The sequence below is a fragment of the Streptomyces sp. 6N223 genome, from assembly GCF_052246635.1.
In the GTDB taxonomy this organism is placed as follows: Bacteria; Actinomycetota; Actinomycetes; order Streptomycetales; family Streptomycetaceae; genus Streptomyces.
Map to the genome: position 1 here is coordinate 89,506 of NZ_JBQQCA010000021.1, position 20,338 is coordinate 109,843.

The following is a 20,338-nucleotide window of genomic DNA, read 5'->3' on the forward strand; positions in this document are numbered from 1 at the left end:
GCCGGAACATGCCCGGCAGCCGCCGCCGCGGTGAATGCTCAGGGCCCCGGGACGCCGGCCGCCCGGCCGGTCACAGCGCGAAGATGCCGAAGGAGAAGCCCTCCGCCGCGATGTCCCTCTCGCCGACCGTCACGCCCGAGCGCTCCACCGGGCGGGCCCTCGCCATCTCCGCCCGCGGCAGCGCCAGCGTCGCCGGGTCCCGGCGCGGGTTGACGACGACGAGGTAGCGCCCGCCGCGCAGGTAGACGAGGGGATAGCCGGTGTGCAGCACCTCGACCGAGCCGCGGGTGCCCAGCTCCGGCGTGGACCTGCGCAGCGCGATCAGGCGGCGTACCAGGTTCAGCAGCGAGCCGCTGTCGGCGCGCTGGGCGTCGACCGTGGGCCGGGCAGGGTCGGGGTCGACGGGCAGGTAGAGGCGTTCGGCGGCGGCGGGGGAGAAGCCGGCGTTCGCCGTGTCGTCCCACTGCATGGGCGTGCGCGAGCCCGCCCGGTTGTAGCGCGGGCCGAGCACGCTGCCCTCGCGGTCGGGCAGCCCCGGCTGGTACCGCATCCCGATCTCGTCGCCGTAGTAGACGGCCGGCAGCGTCGGCCAGGTGAGCTGGAAGGCGAACGCCGGGGGCAGCTGCTCGGCGGTGCGCGGGCCGCAGGCCAGGCGCGAGAAGTCGTGGTTGGCGGTCGGCAGCACGGCGTAGCCGCGGTCGGCGATGACGGTGGCGGTCGCCTCCCAGGCGGAGACGAACTCCAGCGCCGAGCCGCGCCCCTCGGCGTCGAAGTAGCAGCTCTCCTGCTCCCAGTGCTCGTGCACCGTGCCGTGCCCGTTGTTCCACAGCGAACGCAGCGGCAGCCCGTCGTCCGGGCCGCCGAACTGGAGGAAGAAGTCGGCGTGGAACCCGGCCGGCACCGACACCGTCGGGTCGCCCCACTCCGCCAGCAGCGCCGCCTGCCGGTGGGTGTCGTCCAGCCAGGCGCGCAGCTCCGACCAGAGCTTGCTGGTCTCGGCCAGGCCCGGGTCGTCCTTCACCAGCGAGTGCGCCATGTCGACGCGGAACCCGGACAGGCCGAGCCGCAGCCAGTGGTCCATCACCTCGCGCAGCGCGGCCCGGTTGGCGCGCGGGCCGTCGGCGTCGATCGGCTGCCGCCAGGGCTCGGCCGGGTCGGGGCGGCCGTAGCCGAAGTTGAGGGCGGGCTGGCTGTCGAAGAAGTTCGGCAGGTAGCCGCCGGGGCGGCTGCCGGGGGAGGGTACGAAGCCCTCGGGCAGCTCCTTCTCCTCGCCGGTGGTCCAGATGTAGCGGTTGTCGCCGGGGTTGTTGGCGGCCGCGGTGAACCAGGGGTGGCGGTCCGAGGTGTGCCCGGCCACCAGGTCCAGCATCACGCGGATGCCGCGCCGCGTGGCGTTGTCCACCAGCTCGGCGAGGTCGTCCTCGGTGCCGTAGCGGGGGGCGACGGCCAGGTAGTTGGAGACGTCGTAGCCCGCGTCGCGGAACGGGGAGGCGAAGCAGGGGTTGAGCCAGACGGCGTTGACGCCGAGCCACTCCAGGTAGTCAAGGTGCTCGGTGATGCCGTTGAAGTCGCCGATGCCGTCGCCGGAGGCGTCGGCGAAGCTCTGCGGATAGATCTGGTAGAGGACGGCGTCGGCCAGCCAGGACGGCACGTGGTGGGTGAAGGCGGGGGGCGTTGCGGGTGTCGACGACATGGCCGCACGCTAGCGGCTGGCCTCGTCCAGGTCCCGGAAGACGGCGGAATTGAGCGCGAAAGCGTGGCGGCACTCGTCCACGATGCGCAGCTTCTCGGGCGCGGCCACGGGGATGGCGTCCAGGCGGGCGCGGTACTCGCGCTTGTACGCCGCCGGGTTGGCGATGTGGTCGAAGACGTAGAACCGGACGCCGTCGCCCTTGCGCGTGAAGCCCCAGGTCTTCTCGGCGGTTCCCCGGATGACCTGGCCGCCGGAGAGGTCGCCGAGGTACCGCGTGTAGTGGTGGGCGACGTACCCGCCGGGCCAGTCGCGCGCGACCCGCAGCACGCGGGCGGCGTACCGCTCGGTCGCGGGCAGCGGCTTGAGCGTCGCGCGCCAGTCGCCGCCCCCGTGGAGGTGGTCCAGGTCCCGCTCCAGGGCGGCGGTGCGGAACAGCTCGGGGCGGACGAAGGGCCCGGCCACGGGGTCGCCGGCCAGCCGGTCGGCCACCCCCTCCAGGGCGCGGTAGACGAACCACAGCTGCTCGGTGTACTGCCGGAACGCCGCCACCCCCAGCCGGCCGTCGAGCATCTCGCTCATGAAGGGGGAGGTCTCGGCCTCGGTGTGCTGCTGGTGGGACGCCTCGCGGATCAGCGTCGAGAACGGCGTCGCGGTGGCGTCGAGCGCGGTGGTCACCTCGCCATGGTGACAACTTAGGTTTGCCTAAGTCAAGGTTGCCGACAGCCTGTCGGTAAACCGGCCGGGTGAGGTTCAGGCGATGCTCAAAGACGGGTGAGGACCTCCGCGCCGTCCTCCGTGACCACCAGCGTGTGCTCGAACTGCGCCGAACGCCGCCGGTCCTTCGTCACCGCCGTCCAGCCGTCGTCCCACATCTCCCACTCGTGCGTGCCCAGGTTCAGCATCGGCTCGATCGTGAACGTCATCCCCGGCACCATCACCTGCGTCGCCCCCGGGTCGTCGTAGTGCGGGACGAGCAGCCCGGAGTGGAAGGCGGTGTGGATGCCGTGCCCGGTGAAGTCGCGCACCACGCCGTACCCGAAGCGGCGGGCGTAGGACTCGATGACCCGGCCGATCACGTTGATCCGGCGCCCCGGCCTGACCGCCCTGATGGCCCGCTCCAGCGCCTCGCGGGTGTGCTCGACCAGCAGCCGCGACTCCTCGTCCACCGCCTCCTCGCCGCCGACGAGGAAGGTGGCGTTCGTGTCGCCGTGCACGCCGCCGGTGAACGCCGTGACGTCCAGGTTCACGATGTCGCCCTCGCGCAGCACCGTGGAGTCCGGGATGCCGTGGCAGATGATCTCGTTGACGGAGGTGCACAGCGACTTCGGGAAGCCCCGGTAGCCCAGCGGCGAGGGGTAGGCGCCGTGGTCGCAGAGGAAGGTGTGCGCCACCTCGTCCAGGGCGTCGGTGGTCACCCCGGGCGCGATGTGCGCGGCGGTCTCGGCCAGCGCGCGGGCCGCGAGCCGCCCGGCCACGCGCATCCGCTCGATCGTCTCGGCGCTCTGCGCGGCGGGCCCGGTGTAGGGGGCGGGCCCCTTCTTGCCCTTCCCCACGTACTCCGGACGCGGGATGGCGGCGGGCACGGAGCGGGCGGGGGAGAGCCGGCCCGGGGCGAGAAGCTGCTGCGGAGACATGCGATCGAGTTTACGGGTGGGCAGGATGAGCGTATGGCACCTCTGTTCGGCCGCTCCCGCCGTGAGCCCACGGGCCGCCCCGGCGAGTGGTACTACTGCCTGAAGCACAGCAAGGTCGAGGAGGGCCCCGAGTGCCCGGCCAAGGACCGCCTCGGCCCGTACACCACCCGCGAGGAGGCCGCGCGCGCGATCGAGATCGCCCGCGACCGCGAGACGGCATGGCGTAAGGATCCCCGCTGGAGCGACCGCGAGGAGGGGGAGCGGGAGGCGTAGGCGCCGCGGGATCGGGGCCCCTGCGGCCCCCTGGCGCCGAGCACCCCCGCGGGCTTGGCAGTATTCAGGCATGACTAGCGACGCGCAGGCTGCCGGCCAGACCCAGGCAGCGAAGAAGGCGGCGGCCCCGGCCAGGGACCCGTGGGACCTGCCGGACGTCTCCGGCCTCACGGTCGGCGTGCTCGGCGGCACGGGGGACCAGGGCAGAGGGCTGGCGTACCGGCTGGCCAAGGCCGGGCAGCGGGTGATCGTCGGCTCCCGCTCCACCGAGCGGGCCGAGGCCGCGGCCGCCGGGCTCGGCCTCGGCGTCGAGGGCATGGACAACGCCGCCTGCGCGCGCGCCAGCGACGTGGTGATCGTCGCCGTGCCGTGGGAGGGGCACGCCAGGACCCTCCAGGGGCTCACCGCCGAGCTCGCCGGGAAGCTCGTGGTGGACTGCGTCAACCCGCTGGCGTTCGACAAGCGCGGCGCCTACGCCGTACGCCCCGAGGAGGGCAGCGCCGCCCAGCAGGCCGCCGCGCTGCTGCCCGACGCGCGGGTCACGGCCGCGTTCCACCACCTCTCGGCGGTGCTGCTGCAGGACCCGGCCGTCGAGGAGATCGACACGGACGTGATGGTGCTCGGCGACAGCCGGGCCGACTGCGAGATCGTGCAGGCCCTGGCCGCCCGCATCCCGGGCATGCGGGGGGTCTTCGCGGGACGGCTGCGCACCGCGCACCAGGTCGAGTCCCTGGTGGCCAACCTCATCGCCGTCAACCGCCGCTACAAGGCGCACGCCGGCATCCGCCTGACCGACATCTGAGACGACGACCGGAGCACGAGTCATGTCCCCCGCCGCAACGCCCCGGGCCAAGGCCCGGCGGTTCGCCTACTACGCCCTGCTGCTGTGCGCCCTGACCGTGACGGCGGCGGTGGTCTCCTTCACCAGGGGCAACTGGCTGGGCATCGTCTGGGTCCTGCTGGCCGGACTGTCGTCCAACGTCGCCTGGTACTACCTGCGCCGCTCGCGAGCCGCGTAGGCCACCGCGCCGACGACGGCGCCCCGCCACCCCGCCAACCGGGTGGGGTCCCTGGGGCGAAGCCCCAGGGACGACGGCCCCGGCGGCAGGAGCCGTCAGTGGAAGCTGTGCCCCTCCGCCGGGTACGCGCCGGCGACCACGTCCTCGGCGAACGCCTTCGCCGCGTCGCCGAGAACCTCCCGCAGGCGCGCGTACTCCTTCACGAAGCGCGGCACGCGCCCGCCCGGCCAGTCCGTCATCCCCGCCATGTCGGTCCACACCAGCACCTGCGCGTCACACTCCGCGCCCGATCCGATGCCGACCGTGGGAATGTGCAGGCTCCGCGTGACCTCGGCGGCCAGCTCCGCCGTCACCAGCTCCAGCACCACGGCGAAGGCGCCGGCGTTCTGCACCGCCTTCGCGTCCCGCAGCAGCTGCTGCGCCGCCTCCTCGCCGCGCCCCTGGACCGGGTGGCCGCCGTAGGCGTTGACGGACTGCGGGGTGAGGCCCACGTGGGCCATCACCGGGATGCCGGACTCCACCAGCAGCCGGATCTGGTCGGCGGAGCGCTCGCCGCCCTCCAGCTTCACGGCGCCCACACCCGCCTCCTTCATCAGGCGGGTGGCGCTGCGCAGCGCCTGGACCGGGCCCTCCTGGTAGGAGCCGAAGGGCAGGTCGCCGATGATGAGCGCGCGCCGCGTGCCGCGCACCACGGCCGCCGACAGCATGGTCATCTCGTCGAGGGTGACCGGCACCGTGCTGTCGTACCCGAGGTGGCAGTTGCCCATCGAGTCGCCCACCAGCATCACGGGGATGCCCGCCTGGTCGAAGACGGACGCCGTCATCGCGTCGTACGCGGTGAGCATCGGCCACTTCTCGCCCCGCCGCTTGGCGGCCGCTATGTCCCGCACGGTGATCCGGCGGGTGCTCCTGCCGCCGTAGAGCCCAGGCTCGGTCGCCCCCTGGGCAGGGCTGGTCTGCGTCGTCGCGTTCATCGCGATGCTCCTGTCTGTGCCTCGTCTCGAAGCGCCGTGACGGCGTCCCCGGATCGGACTCCATGGTGGCACCGCGACGGCGATTGAGGAATCGCCGCGTTCAGGAACCCCTCGGCGGCCCCGGCTCGTCATGGTCCATACGAGCGAGCGGGGGCCCCGTTCCCATAGGGTTCCGGGGCGGGGAGGTCAGTTTTGGCACGGTCGGCACGGTCAGCGAGGACAGGGATGGCACGGTTGTTTTCCCCGGAGGCCCGGCGGGGCGCGCGAGCCGCGGCGGAGTCGACGGCCGGAGGGCCGACGCCCCCGGCCCCGTCCCCGTACGTCGGGGGCGCCGGGGGCGCCGCCGCCCGGCCCGGCCCGCGCTGGCGCGACCGCCGTGGCCGCTGGACGCGCGGCTGGGTGGTCGCCGGGGCCGCGCTGCTGCTGGCCCTGGTGATGCTGGTCCACTCCCGCGTCCCCAACGGGATCGGCAACCTCGGCAGCCTGCTCCAGACCTTCCTCCCCTGGCTGGGCCTCGGCATCCCGGTGCTGGCGCTCTGCGCGGTGCTGCGGCGTTCCGTCACGGCGGTGGTGGCGCTGCTGGCGCCCGCCCTGGTGTGGCTGGACCTCTTCGGCGGCCTGCTGGTGGACAAGACCGGCGAGGGCGGCGCGCTCATGGTCGTCAGCCACAACGTCGACGCGGGCAACGCCGACCCCGCCGGCACGGCCCGGCAGCTCGCCGCGTCCGGGGCCGACGTGCTCGCCATCCAGGAGCTGCCCGAGACGCAGATCGCGACGTACGGGGAGGAGCTGGCCGACGCCTACCCCTACCACGCCGTCGAGGGCACGGTCGGGCTGTGGAGCCGCCACCCGATCGGCGACACCCGCCCCGTGGACATCGGCCTCGGCTGGACGCGGGCCATGCGCGCCACCATCAGCACCGGCGAGGAGACCGGCCTCGGCCAGGTCGCGGTCTACGTGGCGCACCTGCCGTCGGTGCGCGTGCAGTTCAACGCCGGGTTCACCGCCGGGCAGCGGGACGACGCCGCCGAGATGCTGGCGCAGAGCATCGCCGCCGAGCCGCAGGACCGCGTGGTGCTGCTCGGCGACCTCAACGGCACCATGAACGACGGCGCCCTCGCCCCCCTCACCTCGCAGCTGCGCTCCACCCAGGGCGCGGCGGGCGCGGGCTTCGGCTTCAGCTGGCCCGCGAGCTTCCCCATGGCCCGCATCGACCAGATCCTGGTGCGCGGCGTGGAGCCCGTCTCGGCCTGGACCCTGCCCTCCACCGGCAGCGACCACCTGCCCGTGGCCTCCCGCCTCGACCCCTGACCTCTGAGCTCTGACCTCTGAGCTCTGAGCTTTTCTCCCGGTAGGGCTATTTTTGATAGAGGCCACCCTATTCGGGCTTCTCCGGGAGGAACCATGGCACACACCCGATACGCCCCGGATCGCGGCCTCACGGGCCGCATGGTCACCACCATGTTCCTCATCGGGCTGCTCTACGTGATCTTCGTGGGCGTGCTGATCGTGGCCCTCGGCAAGGCCTGGCCACTGATCGTGCTGCTCGTCGGCGGCCTGTTCATCGTGCAGTTCTGGTTCAGCGACAAGATCGCGGCGTTCAGCATGGGCGCGAAGGAGGTCACGCCCGAGCAGGCGCCCGAGCTGCACGGCGCCGTGGACCGGCTGTGCGCGCTCGCGGACATGCCCAAGCCGCGCGTGGCCATCGCCGACTCCGACGTGCCGAACGCCTTCGCCACCGGCCGCGGCCGGCGTAACTCCCTGGTCTGCGCCACCACCGGGCTGCTGCGGCGGCTGGAGCCGGAGGAGCTGGAGGGCGTGCTGGCGCACGAGCTGTCGCACGTCGCGCACCGCGACGTGGCGGTGATGACGATCGCCTCGTTCCTGGGCGTCATGGCCGGGCTGATCACCCGCATGGCGCTGTGGACGGGCTTCGCCGGCGGCGGGCGCAACAACAACAACCCCATGCTGCTGCTGATCCCCCTGATCAGCGCCCTGGTCTACGTGATCAGCTTCCTGCTCACCCGGCTGCTGTCCCGCTACCGCGAGCTGTCCGCCGACCGCGCGGGCGCGCTGCTGACCGGCCGCCCCTCCGCGCTCGCCTCGGCCCTGACGAAGGTCTCCGGCCAGATGGCCCGCATCCCGACCCGCGACCTGCGGCGGGCCGAGCCGTTCAACGCCTTCTACTTCGCCCCGGCCCTGAGCGGGAAGAGCTTCAGCAGCCTGTTCTCCTCGCACCCCACGCTCGAACAGCGGCTCGACCAGCTCGGCCGCCTCTCCGCACAGCTCGGCGGGCGGGGCTGAGCGCGATGGGACGCCTGCTCGACGCCCTCCTCGGCCGCACCAAGCCCGTACGCCCCGACCTCGACCAGCTCTTCGCCGTCCCCTCGGCGGCCATCACCCTCCAGGCGGGCGCCGGCTTCACCCCCACCGGCCTCGGCTCCGTCTGCTTCGCCAGCGTCGAGGGCGGCGCCTTCACCCGCATCCGCGAGGAGGTGCGGGCCCTCCTCGACGCCGACACCGAGCGCGGCGACGGGCCCTCGGCGATCCCCGTCGAGTTCAGCCAGGACTCCTACGGCTACACCTGGCTGCTCTCCCGCCAGGCCCCCGACGACGTCGCCGGCCTCGTGAACGACCTGCACGCGGTCAACACCGCCCTGCAGGACGGCGGCTTCGGCCCCCAGCTGCTGTGCTCCCTGGTCGCCTTCCACGGCACCGGCGCCACCCCCGCCCGCCCCCTCGCCCTCGTCTATCTCTACAAGCGCGGCACCTTCTACCCCTTCGCACCCGTGCCGGGCGCGCGCGAGAAGCGCGACAACGCGCTGGAACTCCAGCTGCGCGGCCTGCTGGAGAACGACCTGAGGCTGGAGAAGGACCTCTCCCGCTGGTTCCCGGTCTGGGGCGCGCCGGGCCTGGCGGTTTGACGCCATTGTCGGCTCTGTAGGGTGGGCAACGACCACGCCACGGGGGCATCTTGACCAACTGACAGACATGCAAGGCGTCATGGGGGGTTGTTGTGGTTGATCCGCCGCGCGCGCGGGACTGGTCGCCGCTGACGGACGACGGGTCGGATCCGGTGCCGGGGGACTGGGAGGCGGTCAAGGAGGCCGCCGAGCGGTACCGGAACATGGCCGATCTGATCCAGCGGTGTTCCGACACGCTGGATTCGGTGCACGAGGACTCCCAGACGTGGGTGGGCCAGACGGCCGACGCCTTCCGGGAGCGGTCGACGGACTTATCCGACTCGGTGATCCGCGCCAAGGGCCGCTACGCGGCGGCGGCGGACGCGCTGGAGGAGTACTGGCCGGAGCTGAAGTCCGCGCAGGAGGACAGCGAGGAACTTCGCTCCCAGGCCGTGACCGAGCAGGACACGCTGGACACGTACGGCCCGCTGGCGTCGGAGTCGGAGGACGAGGACGCCGACAACCACGACGAGCACCAGGACTATCAGGACCAGATCGACACGGCGAACGCCACCATCCAGAGCCTGCGCGACCAACTGGCCACGATCGTCGACGACAAGGACCGCGCGGCGCAGCGGGCGGCGGACGCGATCAACGAGTTCATCGACAACGACGGCCTGAAGAACTCCAGCAGCCTGTGGGGCGCGTTCCAGGACTTCATGGCCACCGTCGGCGAATGGGCGGGCGCGATCGCCGCCATAGCCGGAGTGCTGTCCATCTTCCTGGGCTGGGTGCCCTTCCTGGGCCAGGCGCTGGCGTTCATCGCCATCGCGGGCACCGCCCTGTCCCTGCTCGGCAACGTCGTCAACGGCGAGTGGGGGGCGGCCGCCATGGATGTTCTCGGCCTCGCCACCGGGGGCATCGTCAGCGCGCTGGGAAGGACGTCGAGGATGGTGAGCACGGCCAATCGGCTCAGGGGCTACGACGATCTGGTCCGGGCGGGGCGCGGAACGGTGCCGGCGATCCAGCGCGTGAGCTCGGCTCGAACGGCGGTGAGCGCGAACAGACGCCAGTTGATGGACGCGGCCAGCGACGCCGCCAGTCAGGCTCCTCGCAGCGTTGGCGACTTCGTCCGGCAGGTGGGCCGGCAGGCGTGGGACGACCTCACGTTCCGGGGCGGCGGGGCCTATTCTCTGGTGGGCCGCGGCTCCGACGTCACCGATGTCGCCGCGGCCGGCCAGCGAGGGCTGACGCTGCAGGCATCGGGGGCGCTCGGGGCGATGGCTGCCATTCAGGGATTCAGCGACTACGGTGCCATCACCGACACCATCGATGCGGGCGTCTCCGTGGCGCAGTGGGCCGACAGGGAGCTGTTCTGACGGCGAGCGGGGGGACGACGCGGACGAGACAGGAGAGGACGTCACGTGGGTGGCATCATCGGCGAGTTCAACTTTCTGGAGCCCGAGTGGATCTACTTTCCCGTCGGCCAGCCCGGGGCGCCCCAGATGGTCTCGCGGCAGGTCGCGCAGCGGGCCGGGGTGCTCGACCGGAAGTACCGCAGGTACGCTAAGGCGCTGCTGCCCGAGCTGAAGCTCCTCGACGAGATCGCGCAGGAGAACAGCGCCGGGCCCGTGGCGGTGTACGTGCCGCTGACGCCGCCGGAGACGCGGCCCCTGGTGGCGGCGGTCGCGTGGTTGGTGCCCCGGGACAGCCCGGACGCGGGGCGGACGGTGGAGGCGATCGCCGAGGTGGTGCGCGGGCCGCGCTCCCGCCGGTTCCGGGAGCCGGAGATCGAGCTCGTGACGCTGCCGCTCGGGCCCGCCTGCCAGGTGAAGGAGATCCTCACGGTGGAGGACGCCCCGACCGACGACGGCCGTCAGCCGCTGATCGAGGAGCTCACCCACTACGTCCTGCCCGAGTGTTACCCCGAGGGCGTGATCGAGTTCACCATCACCTTCAACAGGTCGGGGCTGGCCGCGCTGATGATGGACGCGGCGCTGGACATGGCGAACAGCCTGATCGTGGAACCCGCCTGACGCCGCCCCCGGCGACCGTCAGCGGCCCTCCCGCCAGCCGTTCGTGATCGGCAGACGCCGGTCCTTGCCGAAGACCTTCGGGGAGATCTTCGTGCCCGGCGGGTACTGGCGGCGCTTGTACTCCGCCGTGTCGACCAGGCGCAGCACCCGCGTGACCAGCTCGGGGTCGAAGCCCGCCGCGACGATCTCCTCGTGGCCCTGGTCGCGGTCGACGTAGCGCTCCAGGATCGCGTCCAGCACCTCGTAGTCGGGGAGCGAGTCGGTGTCGACCTGGCCGGGGCGCAGCTCCGCGCTGGGGGGCTTGGTGATCGAGTTCTCGGGGATCGGCGGCACCTCGCCGCGGCGTTCGGCGTCGGCGTTGCGCCAGCGGGCCAGGCGGTAGACGAGGGTCTTGTAGACGTCCTTGATGGGGCCGTAGGCGCCGACCGAGTCGCCGTAGAGCGTGGAGTAGCCGACGGCCAGCTCGCTCTTGTTGCCGGGAGCCAGGACGATGTGGCCCTCCTGGTTGGAGATCGCCATCAGCAGGGTGCCGCGCAGGCGGGACTGGAGGTTCTCCTCGGCGAGGCCGGTCAGCTCGATGCCGCCCATGTAGGCGTCGAACATCGGGCCGATGGGCACGGTGCGGAAGCGCAGGCCGGTGCGGCGGGACAGCTCGGTGGCGTCGGCGACGGAGTGTTCCGAGGAGTAGCGGGAGGGCATGGCCACCCCGTGGACGTGTTCCGGGCCGAGCGCGTCGCAGGCGATGGCGGCCACGAGGGAGGAGTCGATGCCGCCGGAGACGCCGATCAGCACCGAGCGGAAGCCGTTCTTCGCGGCGTAGGCGCGCACGCCCGTCACCAGCGCGCGGTAGATCTCCTCGTCGTCGCCGAGGCGTTCGGCGAAGCGGCCGGGCGCGCCCGCCGGGTAGCGGGGCTCGTACGCCGGCAGCGGCGCGTCGGACAGCACCACGCGCTCGATGCGCAGGCCCTCGCCGGCCTCGCCGGGCTCCCGGGCGGGCGAGGCGGCGGGCAGGTCCAGGTCGATCAGCAGGCACTCCTCGGCGAACTGCGGCCCGCGCGTCAGCACCGCGCCGTCCCGGTCGACGACGATCGAGTCGCCGTCGAAGACCAGCTCGTCCTGGCCGCCGGCCATCGCCAGGTACGCCAGCGCGCAGCCCGCCTCCGCCGCGCGCTTGCGCACCAGGTCGAGCCGGGTGTCGTCCTTGTTCACCTCGTACGGCGAGGCGTTGATGGTCAGCAGCAGCCCGGCGCCCGCCGCCCGTGCGGCGGGGACACGGCCGCCGTCCTGCCACAGGTCCTCGCAGATCGCCAGCGCGATGTCGGCGCCGTGCAGCCGCAGCACCGGCAGGGTCTGGCCGGGGACGAAGTAGCGGAACTCGTCGAAGACGCCGTAGTTCGGCAGGTGGTGCTTGGCGAAGGAGAGCGCCACCCCGCCCCGGTGCAGCACGGCGGCGGCGTTCTGCGGGGCGCCCGCGGGCTGGCCCACGTTGCCCGGCGGGCGTTCGGACTCCTCGGCCCGGTCGAGGTAGCCGACGAGCACCGGCAGCTCGCCCAGGCCCTCGGCGTCCAGCCGGGCGGCCAGGTCGCGCAGCGCGGTCCGGCTGGCGGAGACGAAGGCGGCGCGCAGCGCCAGGTCCTCGACGGGGTACCCGGTGAGCATCATCTCCGGGAACGCCACGAGGTGGGCGCCGCGTTCGGCGGCGTGCCGCGTCCAGCGGACCACGGCGTCGGCGTTGCCGGTCAGGTCGCCGACCCGGGCGTCGATCTGGCTGAGGGCGATGCGTAGCTGAGGCACACCGCCGAGTCTAGTGCGCCGGGAGGGGTTAATCGTCCGACTGACGCTATGGCGCGCGGACCGGGGTGCGCGCGGGCGCGTGGGCGCGCGAGCGCGCTCCGCCGCTCGCGAGCCGGAGGTTTCCGGCCGCCGGCGCGTTCCGGCTGCGTGCGCGCGTGGGAATGACGTCCGCGTGACGTGAAGTGAACATGGCAAGGTGCGGCGGCATGTGCCCCGCGGCATGATTGCTGCCGCGATGTCGGCTGAACTCGCCTGCCCCCTGTCATTCGGCCAGGATCTCCGCCTTCCGGTTGCCACTGCATACGCCCGGGCAGATTTGAGCCACGTCGTCAGCGTGGCAGCAGCAGGGGGAGTGACATGCCCCAGGACATTGCCTTCTACCTGCCTTTCCGAGCGAGCATCAACGCCGAGGCGGACCGGGCGCGCGAGCACCACCTCGCCTGGATCCGCGACCACGACCTCGTGCGCGGCGACGAGGCGCTGCGCCGCTATCGCGAGTGGCGGCTGACAGACCTCGCCGCGTACGCCTATCCCGACGCCGCCCCCGGAGACCTGGACCTGGTGACCGACGCCGTCTGCCTCGGCTTCCCGCTGGACGACCAGTTCGACGGCGACCTCGGCCACCAGCCGGAACGGGCGGCGGCGCTCGCCACCGAGCTGGCCGTCGTCTCCCAGCGGCCACCCGGGCCGCCCCCGCCGCGAACCGCCCCCATCGTCCGCGCCCACGCCGACGTGTGGCGGCGCAGCGCGGAGGGCATGTCGCCGGCCTGGCGCAGGCGTGCCGCGGGCAACCTCCACCGCTTCTTCCGCGCGTACGTCGACGAGGCAACCAACCGCCACTTCGGCGTACGGCTGGACGAGGCGGCGTACGTGGCACTGCGCCGCCAGGCGGTGGGCACCGCGCCCTGCTTCGACCTGATCGAGCGGGCCGGGCACTTCGAGGTCCCGTGGGCGGCGTACTACAGCCAGGAGGTGCAGACCCTCACCCGCTGTGCCGGGGACGTCATCTTCCTCTGCAACGACGTGCACTCGGTGGAGCGGGAGGAGGCGCAGGGGGACCCGCACAACCTCGTGCTGATACGGCAGCGCGACACGGGCCGCGGCAGGCGCGAGGCCATGGCGCAGGTGGCCGGCATGGTGCGGGAGCGGGTGGAGCTGTTCCTGAAGCTGTCCGGGCGGCTGCCGGAGCTGGCGGACCGCTGGGGCCTGGACGGCCGGGGGCGCGCCGACCTGGAGCGGTACGTGGCGGGGCTGCGCGCGTGGATGATCGGCAACCAGCTGTGGGGGACGGCGACGGCCCGCTACGCCGCTGACGCGGCCGAGCAGCCCGCCGTGATCGGCGACCTGACCGCGCCGGTGTGACCCCCGGGGCCTCTGCCCCCGGACCCCCGGCCGCCGCCCACGGTGTCGCGACGGCCGCCGCCCGCCGTTTCGCGACGGCCCTCGCCCCAGGGTGGGGTGCCGGGGTGTGGGCGGCCGGGGTCCGGGGCGGAGCCCCGGTTCAGGAAGGAGCGGGGTGGGGGAGAGCTCACGCGCCCCGGCCGCCGGCACGGCTGCGGCGCAGCAGCGCGCGCCAGCGGCGCCGCCGCGTCGGAGCGGGCCCGGACGCCGCCTCTGCCTCTGCCTCCGCCTCTCCCTCCGCCGGGAGCAGCTCCTCGTCGCCACCCAGCTCCCGCAGCGCCGCATGACGCGCCGCGCCCGGCGCCGGTGGGCGCGCGGGCCGTACCGGCTCGCGGGGGGTGAACTCCACCGGCAGCGCGTCGAGATGGCGCGACCAGGTGGACGCGCTCCAGGTCAGCTCGTCCGGCTCCACCGTCAGCCGGATGTCGGGCAGCCGCCCGAGCAGCACCTCGATGCCGGTGCCGGTGATGGCCCGGCCGATGTCCTGGCCGGGGCACTCGTGCGGGCCGCACGTGAACGACAGGTGCGAGCGGTTGCCGTGCATCAGCTCGCCGGGCTGGGGCCGGATGCCGGGATCGGAGTTGCCCGCCGCCAGGCCCAGGAGTAACACGTCGCCCCGGCGGACGCTGTGCCCGGCCAACTCCATGTCGTACTGGGCGAAGCCGCCCGGGCAGACGAAGATCGGCGGCTCGTCCCACAGCACCTGCTCCACCGCCGAGGGCAGCGTCATCCGGCCGCCGCGCACCGAGCCGTGGAAGCGGGGGTGGGTGAAGACCATGTGCAGGGTGCTCGCGATCAGGTTGGTCGTGGACTCGTTCGCCGCGATCAGCACCAGCCGCAGGTGGTGGGCGACCTCCTCGTCGGACAGGCCGCCGGGGTGGGCGATCAGCCAGGAGGTCAGGTCGTGGCCGGGCTCGGCGTGCTTGCGCGTCACGAGCCCGCCCAGGGTCCGCTGGATGTACTGATCGGCGGTGACCGCCTTCTCCGTGCCCATCAGCAGCTGGCGGCTGGCCGTCACCAGCCTCGGGCCCGCGGACTCCGGCAGCCCGAAGAGGTTGGTCAGCACCAGCATCGGCAGCTGCTGGGCGTAGCGGCCGAGCAGTTCGGTACGCCCGGACTCGCAGAACTCGTCGATCAGCTTGTGCCCGTGGTAAACGACGCTCCGGCGCAGGCCGCGGCGGTCGAAGCGCTCCAGGCTCTCGTTGACCGCCTGGCGCAGCCGCTGGTGCTCCGCGCCGTCCTGGTGGGTGCAGTCCGGGCCCCAGGCCAGCACGGGCGCGATGGGGTCCTGCGGCCTGACCCTGCCCTCCTGCCACTCCCGCCAGTTGCGGCCGTCCCGGCTGAAACGGCGCGGGTTGCGGGTGACGTGCAGGATCTCCTGGTAGCCGAGGATCAGCCAGGCGGGGACGTCCCCCTCCAGGAGGACGGGGGCGACGGCGCCGTGCTCGGCGCGCAGCCTGTCATAGACCGCCATGGGGTCGGCCGCGACGCCGGGGCCGTAGAGCCGCTGTACGCCGCCGGGCCCTATGCCGGGATCGGGTGCGGCACCGTTCCCGTGCCCCGTGCCCCGGCGGGGCACGTGCGCGGGGCAGCCGGGCGGCGGGCTCGCGGCTCCGCCCGCGGCCGGAGCCGCCGAGACCTGCGCCGGGGGGACGGTGGGTGAGTCGCTCATCGTGTCGGTGCCTCCGATGTCGCGGTCGTGGCGGTCGTGGCGTGGGGCGCGGCGGGATTCGCGGCGTTCGCGGTCGTGTAGAGGTAGCGCATCAGGGTCAGCAGCACGTCCCGGCTCGAATCCAGCTTGCGGGCATCGCAGTTGACCACCGGAAGGTGATCGGGCAGGTCAAGCGCGGCGCGCAGCTCGGCCACCGGGTGCAGCGGGGCGTCGGGGAAGTTGTTGATGGCGACGACGAACGGGATGCCCGCCTGCTCCAGGCGGTCCATGGCGGCGAAGCTGTCCTCCAGCCGCCGTGTGTCGACCAGCACCACCGCGCCCAGCGCGCCTTCGATCACGCCGTTCCACAGGAACCAGAAGCGCTGCTGGCCCGGCGTTCCGAAGAGGTACAGCACCAGCCGGTCGTTCAGCGTGATGCGGCCGAAGTCCATCGCCACCGTCGTCTCGGTCTTGCCCTCGATCCCGGCGAGGTCGTCGACGCCGACGCCCGCCGTGGTCATCGTCTCCTCGGTGGTGAGCGGGCGGATCTCGCTGACGGAGCCGACCATGGTGGTCTTGCCCACGCCGAACCCGCCGACGATCACCACCTTCACCGACTTCTCGGCCGAGCTGGGCAGCAGGTCCTCGTCCCGGGGACCGGCGGACAGGGCGGTGAGCTCAGAGTCGTTGGAGTCCATCGATCAACGCCTTCAGGGTCTCAAGATCGGGGTCGGCCGCTGCCTGCTCCTGCTCGGCCCGGGTCTCCCTGACCTCCACGTGGTCGCCGGACCTGAGGTCGGCGACGAGCAGGCTGACGGCGCTGAACGGGAGGTCGAGGTGAGCGGAAATCTCGGCCACGGACAGCGGGCGCCCGCACATGCGCAGGATGGCCGCCTGTTCGGGGCGCATACCGGAGGAGGGGGCGGATCGGGCCACGACCAGCGTGACCAGATCCAGGACTAAAGGGTCCTCCTCTTCCTCCGAGCCCCCGCCCGTCACCACGTACAGCGGAACGGCGGGCCCCTCGCGGGAGCTCGCGTCGTTCCCCGGGCCGCCGCGCGGCCCCTCGCGCGCGCTCACGGGGCCGCCCGCTCGTGCGCGCGGGGCGCGCTGGAGAGGTGTTCACCGATGCGCAGCACCAGGTCCCGCATCCGGTTGCTCACCAGGCCGGGGTCGACCTCGGGGCCCGCCGTCACCGCCAGATAGGACTTCTCGCCCGCCGACATCAGGTAGAAGAAGCCACCGGCCAGCTCCATGATGATCACGCGCACGTCCTCGCCGCGCCCGTCCGCCTCCGGGTCCTCCGGGGGGAGTTCGGCCGCGATCGACTGGGCCAGGCTCTTGATGCCCGAGGCGGCGGCGGCGATGCGCTCGGCGCTGTCCCGCTCGGTGCTGTGCCGCGCCATGCACAGCCCGTCGGCCGACAGCACCACGATGTGCCGGATCGTGGGAACGGTGGCGGCCAGGTCCCGCAGCAGCCAGTCCATGTTCTTGAGCCGGTTGATCCGATGCTGTGTCACGTCCTACTCATCTTCCTTCTCGGCCGTGGTCGCGGCCTGCGAGCCTGCCTGTGCCGGTGCGGCGCCGTCGGGGTCGGACTTCGCACCGGCGAAGAACGCCTCGACCCACTGCCCCGTCTCCCGCCGCGCGGCGGGCGCTCCTTCCCCCGCTGCCACGCCGTCCGCGCCCTCCCCGGTTGCCCCGGGTCCGGCCGCGGGCACGTTCGCGTCCTCCGCCTCGCGGGGCGGCGGCGGGGGCGGACCGGGCTGGGTGCTGTCCAGGGCGCGGCGAAGCCGCCGCTGCGGCAGCCCGTTGGGGCCCCGCTCGTACTCGTACATGTCGTCCTGCGCAGGCTCGGCCGCCGTGGCGGCGTACTCGGCCGCGAGCACCGACGGGTGCGGATTGTGGATGGAGGGCCCCTTCAGCGGCGGGGCCGGGGCCAGCAGGTCCTGCGGGACGAACACCACCGCCCGCACGCCGTCGCAGGTCGACGGCCGCAGCGAGATGCGTGCCTTGATCTGGCTGGCGAGGATGCCCGCCACCCGCAGCCCGAGCCGTGCCGTCTCGCCGAGATCCTCGATGTCGATGCCGTCAACGCCCTGGTGCAGCAGGAACTCCGCCCGCCGCCGCTTCTCCTCCGACAGGCCCGTGCCCTTGTCCTCCACCGAGATCTCCACGCCCGTGGCGACCTCCTCGGAGTTCATGATCACCATCGAGGTGGGCGGCGAGTAGCGGGTGGCGTTGTCCAGCAGCTCGCCCAGGATGATGATCAGCGGCTCGACGACGTCGCCGCGCACCCCGACCTCCACCACCCGCTGCTGCTCCACCCGCAGGTACTCGTTGATCGGCCCGGCGCCCGCGCGCATCACGTCGTAGAGCGAGACCGCGTTGGTCCAGCGGCGTACCGGCCCGCCACCGCCCAGCACGGCGAGGCCCGCGGCGAACCGGCCCGCGACGTTGATGCCGTGCTCGACCCGCATCAGGTCGCCCAGCATCCCGGGCGAGCCGTGCCGGAACTGCATGCGCCCGATCTCCTCGCGCATCCGGTTGATCTCCGCCTGGATGCGGTTGGCGATGTTGACGATCGCCTGCTTGCCGGAGTCGCGCTGCAACTCCATCTCCCGCAGCGTGTCCGTCACCTTGAACAGCACGTTGTTGAGCAACTCCGCCATCCGCGGATCCACGGCGGACTCCGGCGCTGGGTCGAAGGTCTTGGTCAGCTCCATCTCCCGGCGGGCCCGGGTCATCGCGGCGGGCAGCACCTCCTCGCCCAGGCGGGCGGTCTCCGACAGGTGGGAGTCGAGGCGCGCCCGCAGCGCGGCGATCGCCCGCCCGCGCCGCATCGTCTCGCCCGCGAGCAGGCCCACGGCGAGCGTCGCCACGCCCCCGGTGACCAGCACCTCCAGGCGCGCACCGGCCGGAGCGAGGAGAGTGGCGACGACGGCGCAGACGGCGACCAGGGCGGGGGCGGCGCCCCACAGGGCGGCGCGGGCGGGGCGTTGGTCTCGCGGTAATGCGGCGGCACGCTCCATGGGCTTCCTCACTCTGATCACTCTCTGTTTATTCTTGGTGGCTCTCTGGCAGGGCTTATGCCCCTGACATGTGCGAGCCGCTACGGGCACACTTCCGTGCGATCAACGAAAGGTAGCCACGGCAACTCGCAATGTGACTGGGAGGGTAGGGGGAATCGAGGCTGCTCCGCAGGCGGATGGAGAAACCTCCCCCAAACGAGTCCGGTCTGCGGTATACGCCCCCCGGCCCCCGCGTGTCGCGGGAAAAACGCCTGGACGACCGGCCGGAAACCGGCGAAAGTTCCGCCGCCCCCCACCCCGCGTCGGGCGCTTCGTTGCCCCACAATGTGCACAGGAGGTCGGGCGGCGCCTCCACGTCCCGCGTGCGCGCGCATGCGCAATGCCCTGGAAACTCCCGCCTGCGAGGATGGGTCACTATGGAGAAGCAACAGGAGTTCGTGCTCCGCACGCTGGAGGAGCGCGACATCCGGTTCGTGCGGCTGTGGTTCACCGACGTGCTGGGCTTCCTGAAGTCCGTCGCCGTCGCCCCCGCCGAGCTTGAGCAGGCGTTCGAGGAGGGCATCGGCTTCGACGGCTCCGCCATCGAGGGATTCGCGCGCGTCCATGAGTCCGACATGATCGCGAAGCCCGCACCCAGCACGTTCCAGATCCTGCCATGGCGCGCCGAGTCCCCCGGCACCGCCCGCATGTTCTGCGACATTCTCATGCCGGACGGCTCGCCCTCCTACGCCGACCCCCGGTACGTCCTCAAGCGCGCCCTCGCCAAGAGCTCAGACCTGGGCTTCACCTTCTACACCCACCCCGAGATCGAGTTCTTCCTGCTCAACAGCAAGCCCGTGGACGGCAGCGCGCCCAGCCCCGCCGACACCTCCGGGTACTTCGACCACACCCCGCAGAACGTCGGCATGGACTTCCGGCGCCAGGCCATCACCATGCTGGAGTCGATGGGCATCTCCGTGGAGTTCTCCCACCACGAGGGCGCCCCCGGCCAGCAGGAGATCGACCTGCGGTACGCCGACGCGCTGTCCACGGCCGACAACATCATGACCTTCCGGCTGGTGATGAAGCAGGTCGCGCTGGAGCAGGGCGTGCAGGCCACGTTCATGCCCAAGCCCTTCTCCGAGCACCCCGGCTCCGGCATGCACACCCATCTCTCCCTCTTCGAGGGCGACCGCAACGCCTTCCACGAGACGGGCTCGGAGTACCAGCTGTCCAAGATCGGCCGCTCCTTCATCGCCGGGCTGCTCCGGCACGCCGGGGAGATCTCCGCCGTCACCAACCAGTGGGTCAACTCCTACAAGCGGATCTGGGGCGGAGCCCAGCGCCCGGCGGGCGCGGGCGGCGAGGCGCCCTCGTACATCTGCTGGGGCCACAACAACCGCTCCGCGCTGATCCGGGTGCCGATGTACAAGCCGGGCAAGACCGGCTCCACCCGCATCGAGGTCCGCTCCCTGGACTCCGGCGCCAACCCCTACCTGGCCTACGCCGTGCTGCTGGCCGCCGGGCTCAAGGGCGTGGAGGAGGGCTACGAGCTCCCGCCGGGCGCGGAGGACGACGTCTGGTCCCTCACGGACGCGGAACGCCGCGCGCTGGGCATCGAGCCGCTGCCGCAGAACCTGGGCGAGGCGATCGCGCTGATGCAGCGCAGCGAGCTGGTGGCCGAGACGCTCGGCGAGCACGTCTTCGACTTCTTCCTCCGGAACAAGCGCCAGGAGTGGGAGGAGTACCGGTCGGAGGTCACGCCGTTCGAGCTGCGCAAGAACCTCCCGGTGCTGTAGATCCCGCCCGGCCGGTGACGACGGCGCCCGGCCCTCACCCACCCCGGTGCGGTGGCTGACGACGGCGCTCACCCCGGGTGGGTGCCGGGGTGTGGGCGGCGACCGGGGGTCCGGGGGCGGAGCCCCCGAGCGGGCGGGCGGGCGGGGATA

The 20,338-nt window shown here is 72.6% G+C and carries 20 protein-coding genes; 10 read left to right on the forward strand and 10 right to left on the reverse strand.

What is annotated here, in order from left to right; translation table 11 throughout:
• Nucleotides 1-70 precede the first annotated feature (70 nt).
• The 3 genes from ACTWQH_RS15510 to map form a co-directional block, all read right to left on the reverse strand.
• Nucleotides 71-1,693, reverse strand: coding sequence for an alpha-amylase family glycosyl hydrolase (locus ACTWQH_RS15510; RefSeq protein WP_443287118.1), 1,623 nt, complete (start codon nt 1,691-1,693; stop codon nt 71-73).
• A 9-nt stretch (nt 1,694-1,702) separates the two neighbouring features.
• Nucleotides 1,703-2,368: a biliverdin-producing heme oxygenase gene (locus tag ACTWQH_RS15515; protein ID WP_443287119.1), complete on the reverse strand. Its 666-nt coding sequence runs from the start codon at nt 2,366-2,368 to the stop codon at nt 1,703-1,705.
• Nucleotides 2,369-2,454: 86 nt separating this feature from the next.
• Complete coding sequence (gene map / locus ACTWQH_RS15520) at nt 2,455-3,327, reverse strand: type I methionyl aminopeptidase (protein ID WP_443287120.1); 873 nt, start codon at nt 3,325-3,327, stop codon at nt 2,455-2,457.
• Between the two features lie 33 nt (nt 3,328-3,360).
• On the opposite strand from map, the gene ACTWQH_RS15525 reads away from it, so the two are divergent.
• The 3 genes from ACTWQH_RS15525 to ACTWQH_RS15535 all read left to right on the forward strand — a co-directional run bounded on the left by ACTWQH_RS15525 (nt 3,361) and on the right by ACTWQH_RS15535 (nt 4,619).
• Nucleotides 3,361-3,600: a hypothetical protein gene (locus ACTWQH_RS15525; protein ID WP_443287121.1), complete on the forward strand. Its 240-nt coding sequence runs from the start codon at nt 3,361-3,363 to the stop codon at nt 3,598-3,600.
• 70 nt (nt 3,601-3,670) lie between these two features.
• A complete protein-coding gene (npdG, locus tag ACTWQH_RS15530) occupies nt 3,671-4,402 on the forward strand; it encodes an NADPH-dependent F420 reductase (protein ID WP_443287122.1) in 732 nt (243 codons plus the stop codon).
• A gap of 22 nt (nt 4,403-4,424) precedes the next feature.
• Nucleotides 4,425-4,619 (forward strand): hypothetical protein, encoded by a 195-nt coding sequence (locus ACTWQH_RS15535; RefSeq protein WP_443287123.1) that lies wholly within the window; start codon nt 4,425-4,427, stop codon nt 4,617-4,619.
• 95 nt (nt 4,620-4,714) lie between these two features.
• Here ACTWQH_RS15535 and panB read toward each other — a convergent pair whose 3' ends face one another.
• The gene (gene panB, locus ACTWQH_RS15540) at nt 4,715-5,593 is read right to left on the reverse strand and encodes a 3-methyl-2-oxobutanoate hydroxymethyltransferase (RefSeq protein ID WP_443287124.1); all 879 of its coding nucleotides are present in this window, start codon (nt 5,591-5,593) and stop codon (nt 4,715-4,717) included.
• Nucleotides 5,594-5,818: 225 nt separating this feature from the next.
• Here panB and ACTWQH_RS15545 point away from each other — a divergent pair, with 225 nt between their 5' ends.
• The 5 genes from ACTWQH_RS15545 to ACTWQH_RS15565 all read left to right on the forward strand — a co-directional run bounded on the left by ACTWQH_RS15545 (nt 5,819) and on the right by ACTWQH_RS15565 (nt 10,532).
• Nucleotides 5,819-6,904, forward strand: coding sequence for an endonuclease/exonuclease/phosphatase family protein (locus ACTWQH_RS15545; protein WP_443287125.1), 1,086 nt, complete (start codon nt 5,819-5,821; stop codon nt 6,902-6,904).
• 93 nt (nt 6,905-6,997) lie between these two features.
• Nucleotides 6,998-7,897 (forward strand): zinc metalloprotease HtpX, encoded by a 900-nt coding sequence (gene htpX, locus ACTWQH_RS15550; protein ID WP_443287126.1) that lies wholly within the window; start codon nt 6,998-7,000, stop codon nt 7,895-7,897.
• A gap of 5 nt (nt 7,898-7,902) precedes the next feature.
• Nucleotides 7,903-8,517 (forward strand): PspA-associated protein PspAB, encoded by a 615-nt coding sequence (gene pspAB / locus ACTWQH_RS15555; RefSeq protein WP_443287127.1) that lies wholly within the window; start codon nt 7,903-7,905, stop codon nt 8,515-8,517.
• Nucleotides 8,518-8,609: 92 nt separating this feature from the next.
• Nucleotides 8,610-9,875, forward strand: coding sequence for a putative T7SS-secreted protein (locus ACTWQH_RS15560; protein WP_443287128.1), 1,266 nt, complete (start codon nt 8,610-8,612; stop codon nt 9,873-9,875).
• 45 nt (nt 9,876-9,920) lie between these two features.
• Nucleotides 9,921-10,532 carry a hypothetical protein gene (locus tag ACTWQH_RS15565; RefSeq protein WP_443287129.1) on the forward strand — a complete coding sequence of 204 codons (612 nt, stop codon included), beginning with the start codon at nt 9,921-9,923 and terminating at the stop codon, nt 10,530-10,532.
• Between the two features lie 18 nt (nt 10,533-10,550).
• On the opposite strand, the gene ACTWQH_RS15570 is transcribed toward ACTWQH_RS15565, so the two are convergent.
• Nucleotides 10,551-12,326: an NAD+ synthase gene (locus ACTWQH_RS15570; RefSeq protein ID WP_443287130.1), complete on the reverse strand. Its 1,776-nt coding sequence runs from the start codon at nt 12,324-12,326 to the stop codon at nt 10,551-10,553.
• Nucleotides 12,327-12,683: 357 nt separating this feature from the next.
• On the opposite strand from ACTWQH_RS15570, the gene ACTWQH_RS15575 reads away from it, so the two are divergent.
• Nucleotides 12,684-13,688: a terpene synthase family protein gene (locus ACTWQH_RS15575; protein ID WP_443287131.1), complete on the forward strand. Its 1,005-nt coding sequence runs from the start codon at nt 12,684-12,686 to the stop codon at nt 13,686-13,688.
• A 166-nt stretch (nt 13,689-13,854) separates the two neighbouring features.
• Here the strand turns inward: ACTWQH_RS15575 and ACTWQH_RS15580 are convergent, their stop codons facing one another.
• Genes ACTWQH_RS15580 through ACTWQH_RS15600 form a run of 5 tightly spaced genes read right to left on the reverse strand, consistent with a single transcriptional unit; the run spans nt 13,855 to nt 18,422 of the window.
• Nucleotides 13,855-15,399, reverse strand: coding sequence for a cytochrome P450 (locus tag ACTWQH_RS15580; protein ID WP_443287132.1), 1,545 nt, complete (start codon nt 15,397-15,399; stop codon nt 13,855-13,857).
• Nucleotides 15,396-16,076 carry a GTP-binding protein gene (locus ACTWQH_RS15585; protein WP_443287133.1) on the reverse strand — a complete coding sequence of 227 codons (681 nt, stop codon included), beginning with the start codon at nt 16,074-16,076 and terminating at the stop codon, nt 15,396-15,398. Before ACTWQH_RS15585 ends, ACTWQH_RS15580 begins: the two co-directional genes overlap by 4 nt.
• Nucleotides 16,057-16,458, reverse strand: coding sequence for a DUF742 domain-containing protein (locus tag ACTWQH_RS15590; RefSeq protein ID WP_443287134.1), 402 nt, complete (start codon nt 16,456-16,458; stop codon nt 16,057-16,059). Before ACTWQH_RS15590 ends, ACTWQH_RS15585 begins: the two co-directional genes overlap by 20 nt.
• Entirely contained in the window at nt 16,455-16,865 is a 411-nt protein-coding gene (locus tag ACTWQH_RS15595; RefSeq protein ID WP_443287140.1) for a roadblock/LC7 domain-containing protein, read from the reverse strand. Before ACTWQH_RS15595 ends, ACTWQH_RS15590 begins: the two co-directional genes overlap by 4 nt.
• A gap of 36 nt (nt 16,866-16,901) precedes the next feature.
• Nucleotides 16,902-18,422 carry an ATP-binding protein gene (locus tag ACTWQH_RS15600; protein ID WP_443287135.1) on the reverse strand — a complete coding sequence of 507 codons (1,521 nt, stop codon included), beginning with the start codon at nt 18,420-18,422 and terminating at the stop codon, nt 16,902-16,904.
• 404 nt (nt 18,423-18,826) lie between these two features.
• Between ACTWQH_RS15600 and glnA the strand changes: the two genes are divergently transcribed.
• Nucleotides 18,827-20,188 carry a type I glutamate--ammonia ligase gene (glnA, locus tag ACTWQH_RS15605; RefSeq protein WP_443287136.1) on the forward strand — a complete coding sequence of 454 codons (1,362 nt, stop codon included), beginning with the start codon at nt 18,827-18,829 and terminating at the stop codon, nt 20,186-20,188.
• Nucleotides 20,189-20,338 lie beyond the last annotated feature (150 nt).

What these genes read in the sequence shown, in the direction of transcription:
- ACTWQH_RS15510 (WP_443287118.1), bottom strand. Translation starts at nt 1,693, where the DNA reads ATGTCGTCGACACCCGCAACGCCCCCCGCCTTCACCCACCACGTGCCG.
- map (WP_443287120.1), bottom strand. Translation starts at nt 3,327, where the DNA reads ATGTCTCCGCAGCAGCTTCTCGCCCCGGGCCGGCTCTCCCCCGCCCGC.
- ACTWQH_RS15525 (WP_443287121.1), top strand. Translation starts at nt 3,361, where the DNA reads ATGGCACCTCTGTTCGGCCGCTCCCGCCGTGAGCCCACGGGCCGCCCC.
- npdG (WP_443287122.1), top strand. Translation starts at nt 3,671, where the DNA reads ATGACTAGCGACGCGCAGGCTGCCGGCCAGACCCAGGCAGCGAAGAAG.
- ACTWQH_RS15535 (WP_443287123.1), top strand. Translation starts at nt 4,425, where the DNA reads ATGTCCCCCGCCGCAACGCCCCGGGCCAAGGCCCGGCGGTTCGCCTAC.
- panB (WP_443287124.1), bottom strand. Translation starts at nt 5,593, where the DNA reads ATGAACGCGACGACGCAGACCAGCCCTGCCCAGGGGGCGACCGAGCCT.
- ACTWQH_RS15545 (WP_443287125.1), top strand. Translation starts at nt 5,819, where the DNA reads ATGGCACGGTTGTTTTCCCCGGAGGCCCGGCGGGGCGCGCGAGCCGCG.
- htpX (WP_443287126.1), top strand. Translation starts at nt 6,998, where the DNA reads ATGGCACACACCCGATACGCCCCGGATCGCGGCCTCACGGGCCGCATG.
- pspAB (WP_443287127.1), top strand. Translation starts at nt 7,903, where the DNA reads ATGGGACGCCTGCTCGACGCCCTCCTCGGCCGCACCAAGCCCGTACGC.
- ACTWQH_RS15575 (WP_443287131.1), top strand. Translation starts at nt 12,684, where the DNA reads ATGCCCCAGGACATTGCCTTCTACCTGCCTTTCCGAGCGAGCATCAAC.
- ACTWQH_RS15580 (WP_443287132.1), bottom strand. Translation starts at nt 15,399, where the DNA reads ATGAGCGACTCACCCACCGTCCCCCCGGCGCAGGTCTCGGCGGCTCCG.
- ACTWQH_RS15585 (WP_443287133.1), bottom strand. Translation starts at nt 16,076, where the DNA reads ATGGACTCCAACGACTCTGAGCTCACCGCCCTGTCCGCCGGTCCCCGG.
- ACTWQH_RS15595 (WP_443287140.1), bottom strand. Translation starts at nt 16,865, where the DNA reads ATGGACTGGCTGCTGCGGGACCTGGCCGCCACCGTTCCCACGATCCGG.
- glnA (WP_443287136.1), top strand. Translation starts at nt 18,827, where the DNA reads ATGGAGAAGCAACAGGAGTTCGTGCTCCGCACGCTGGAGGAGCGCGAC.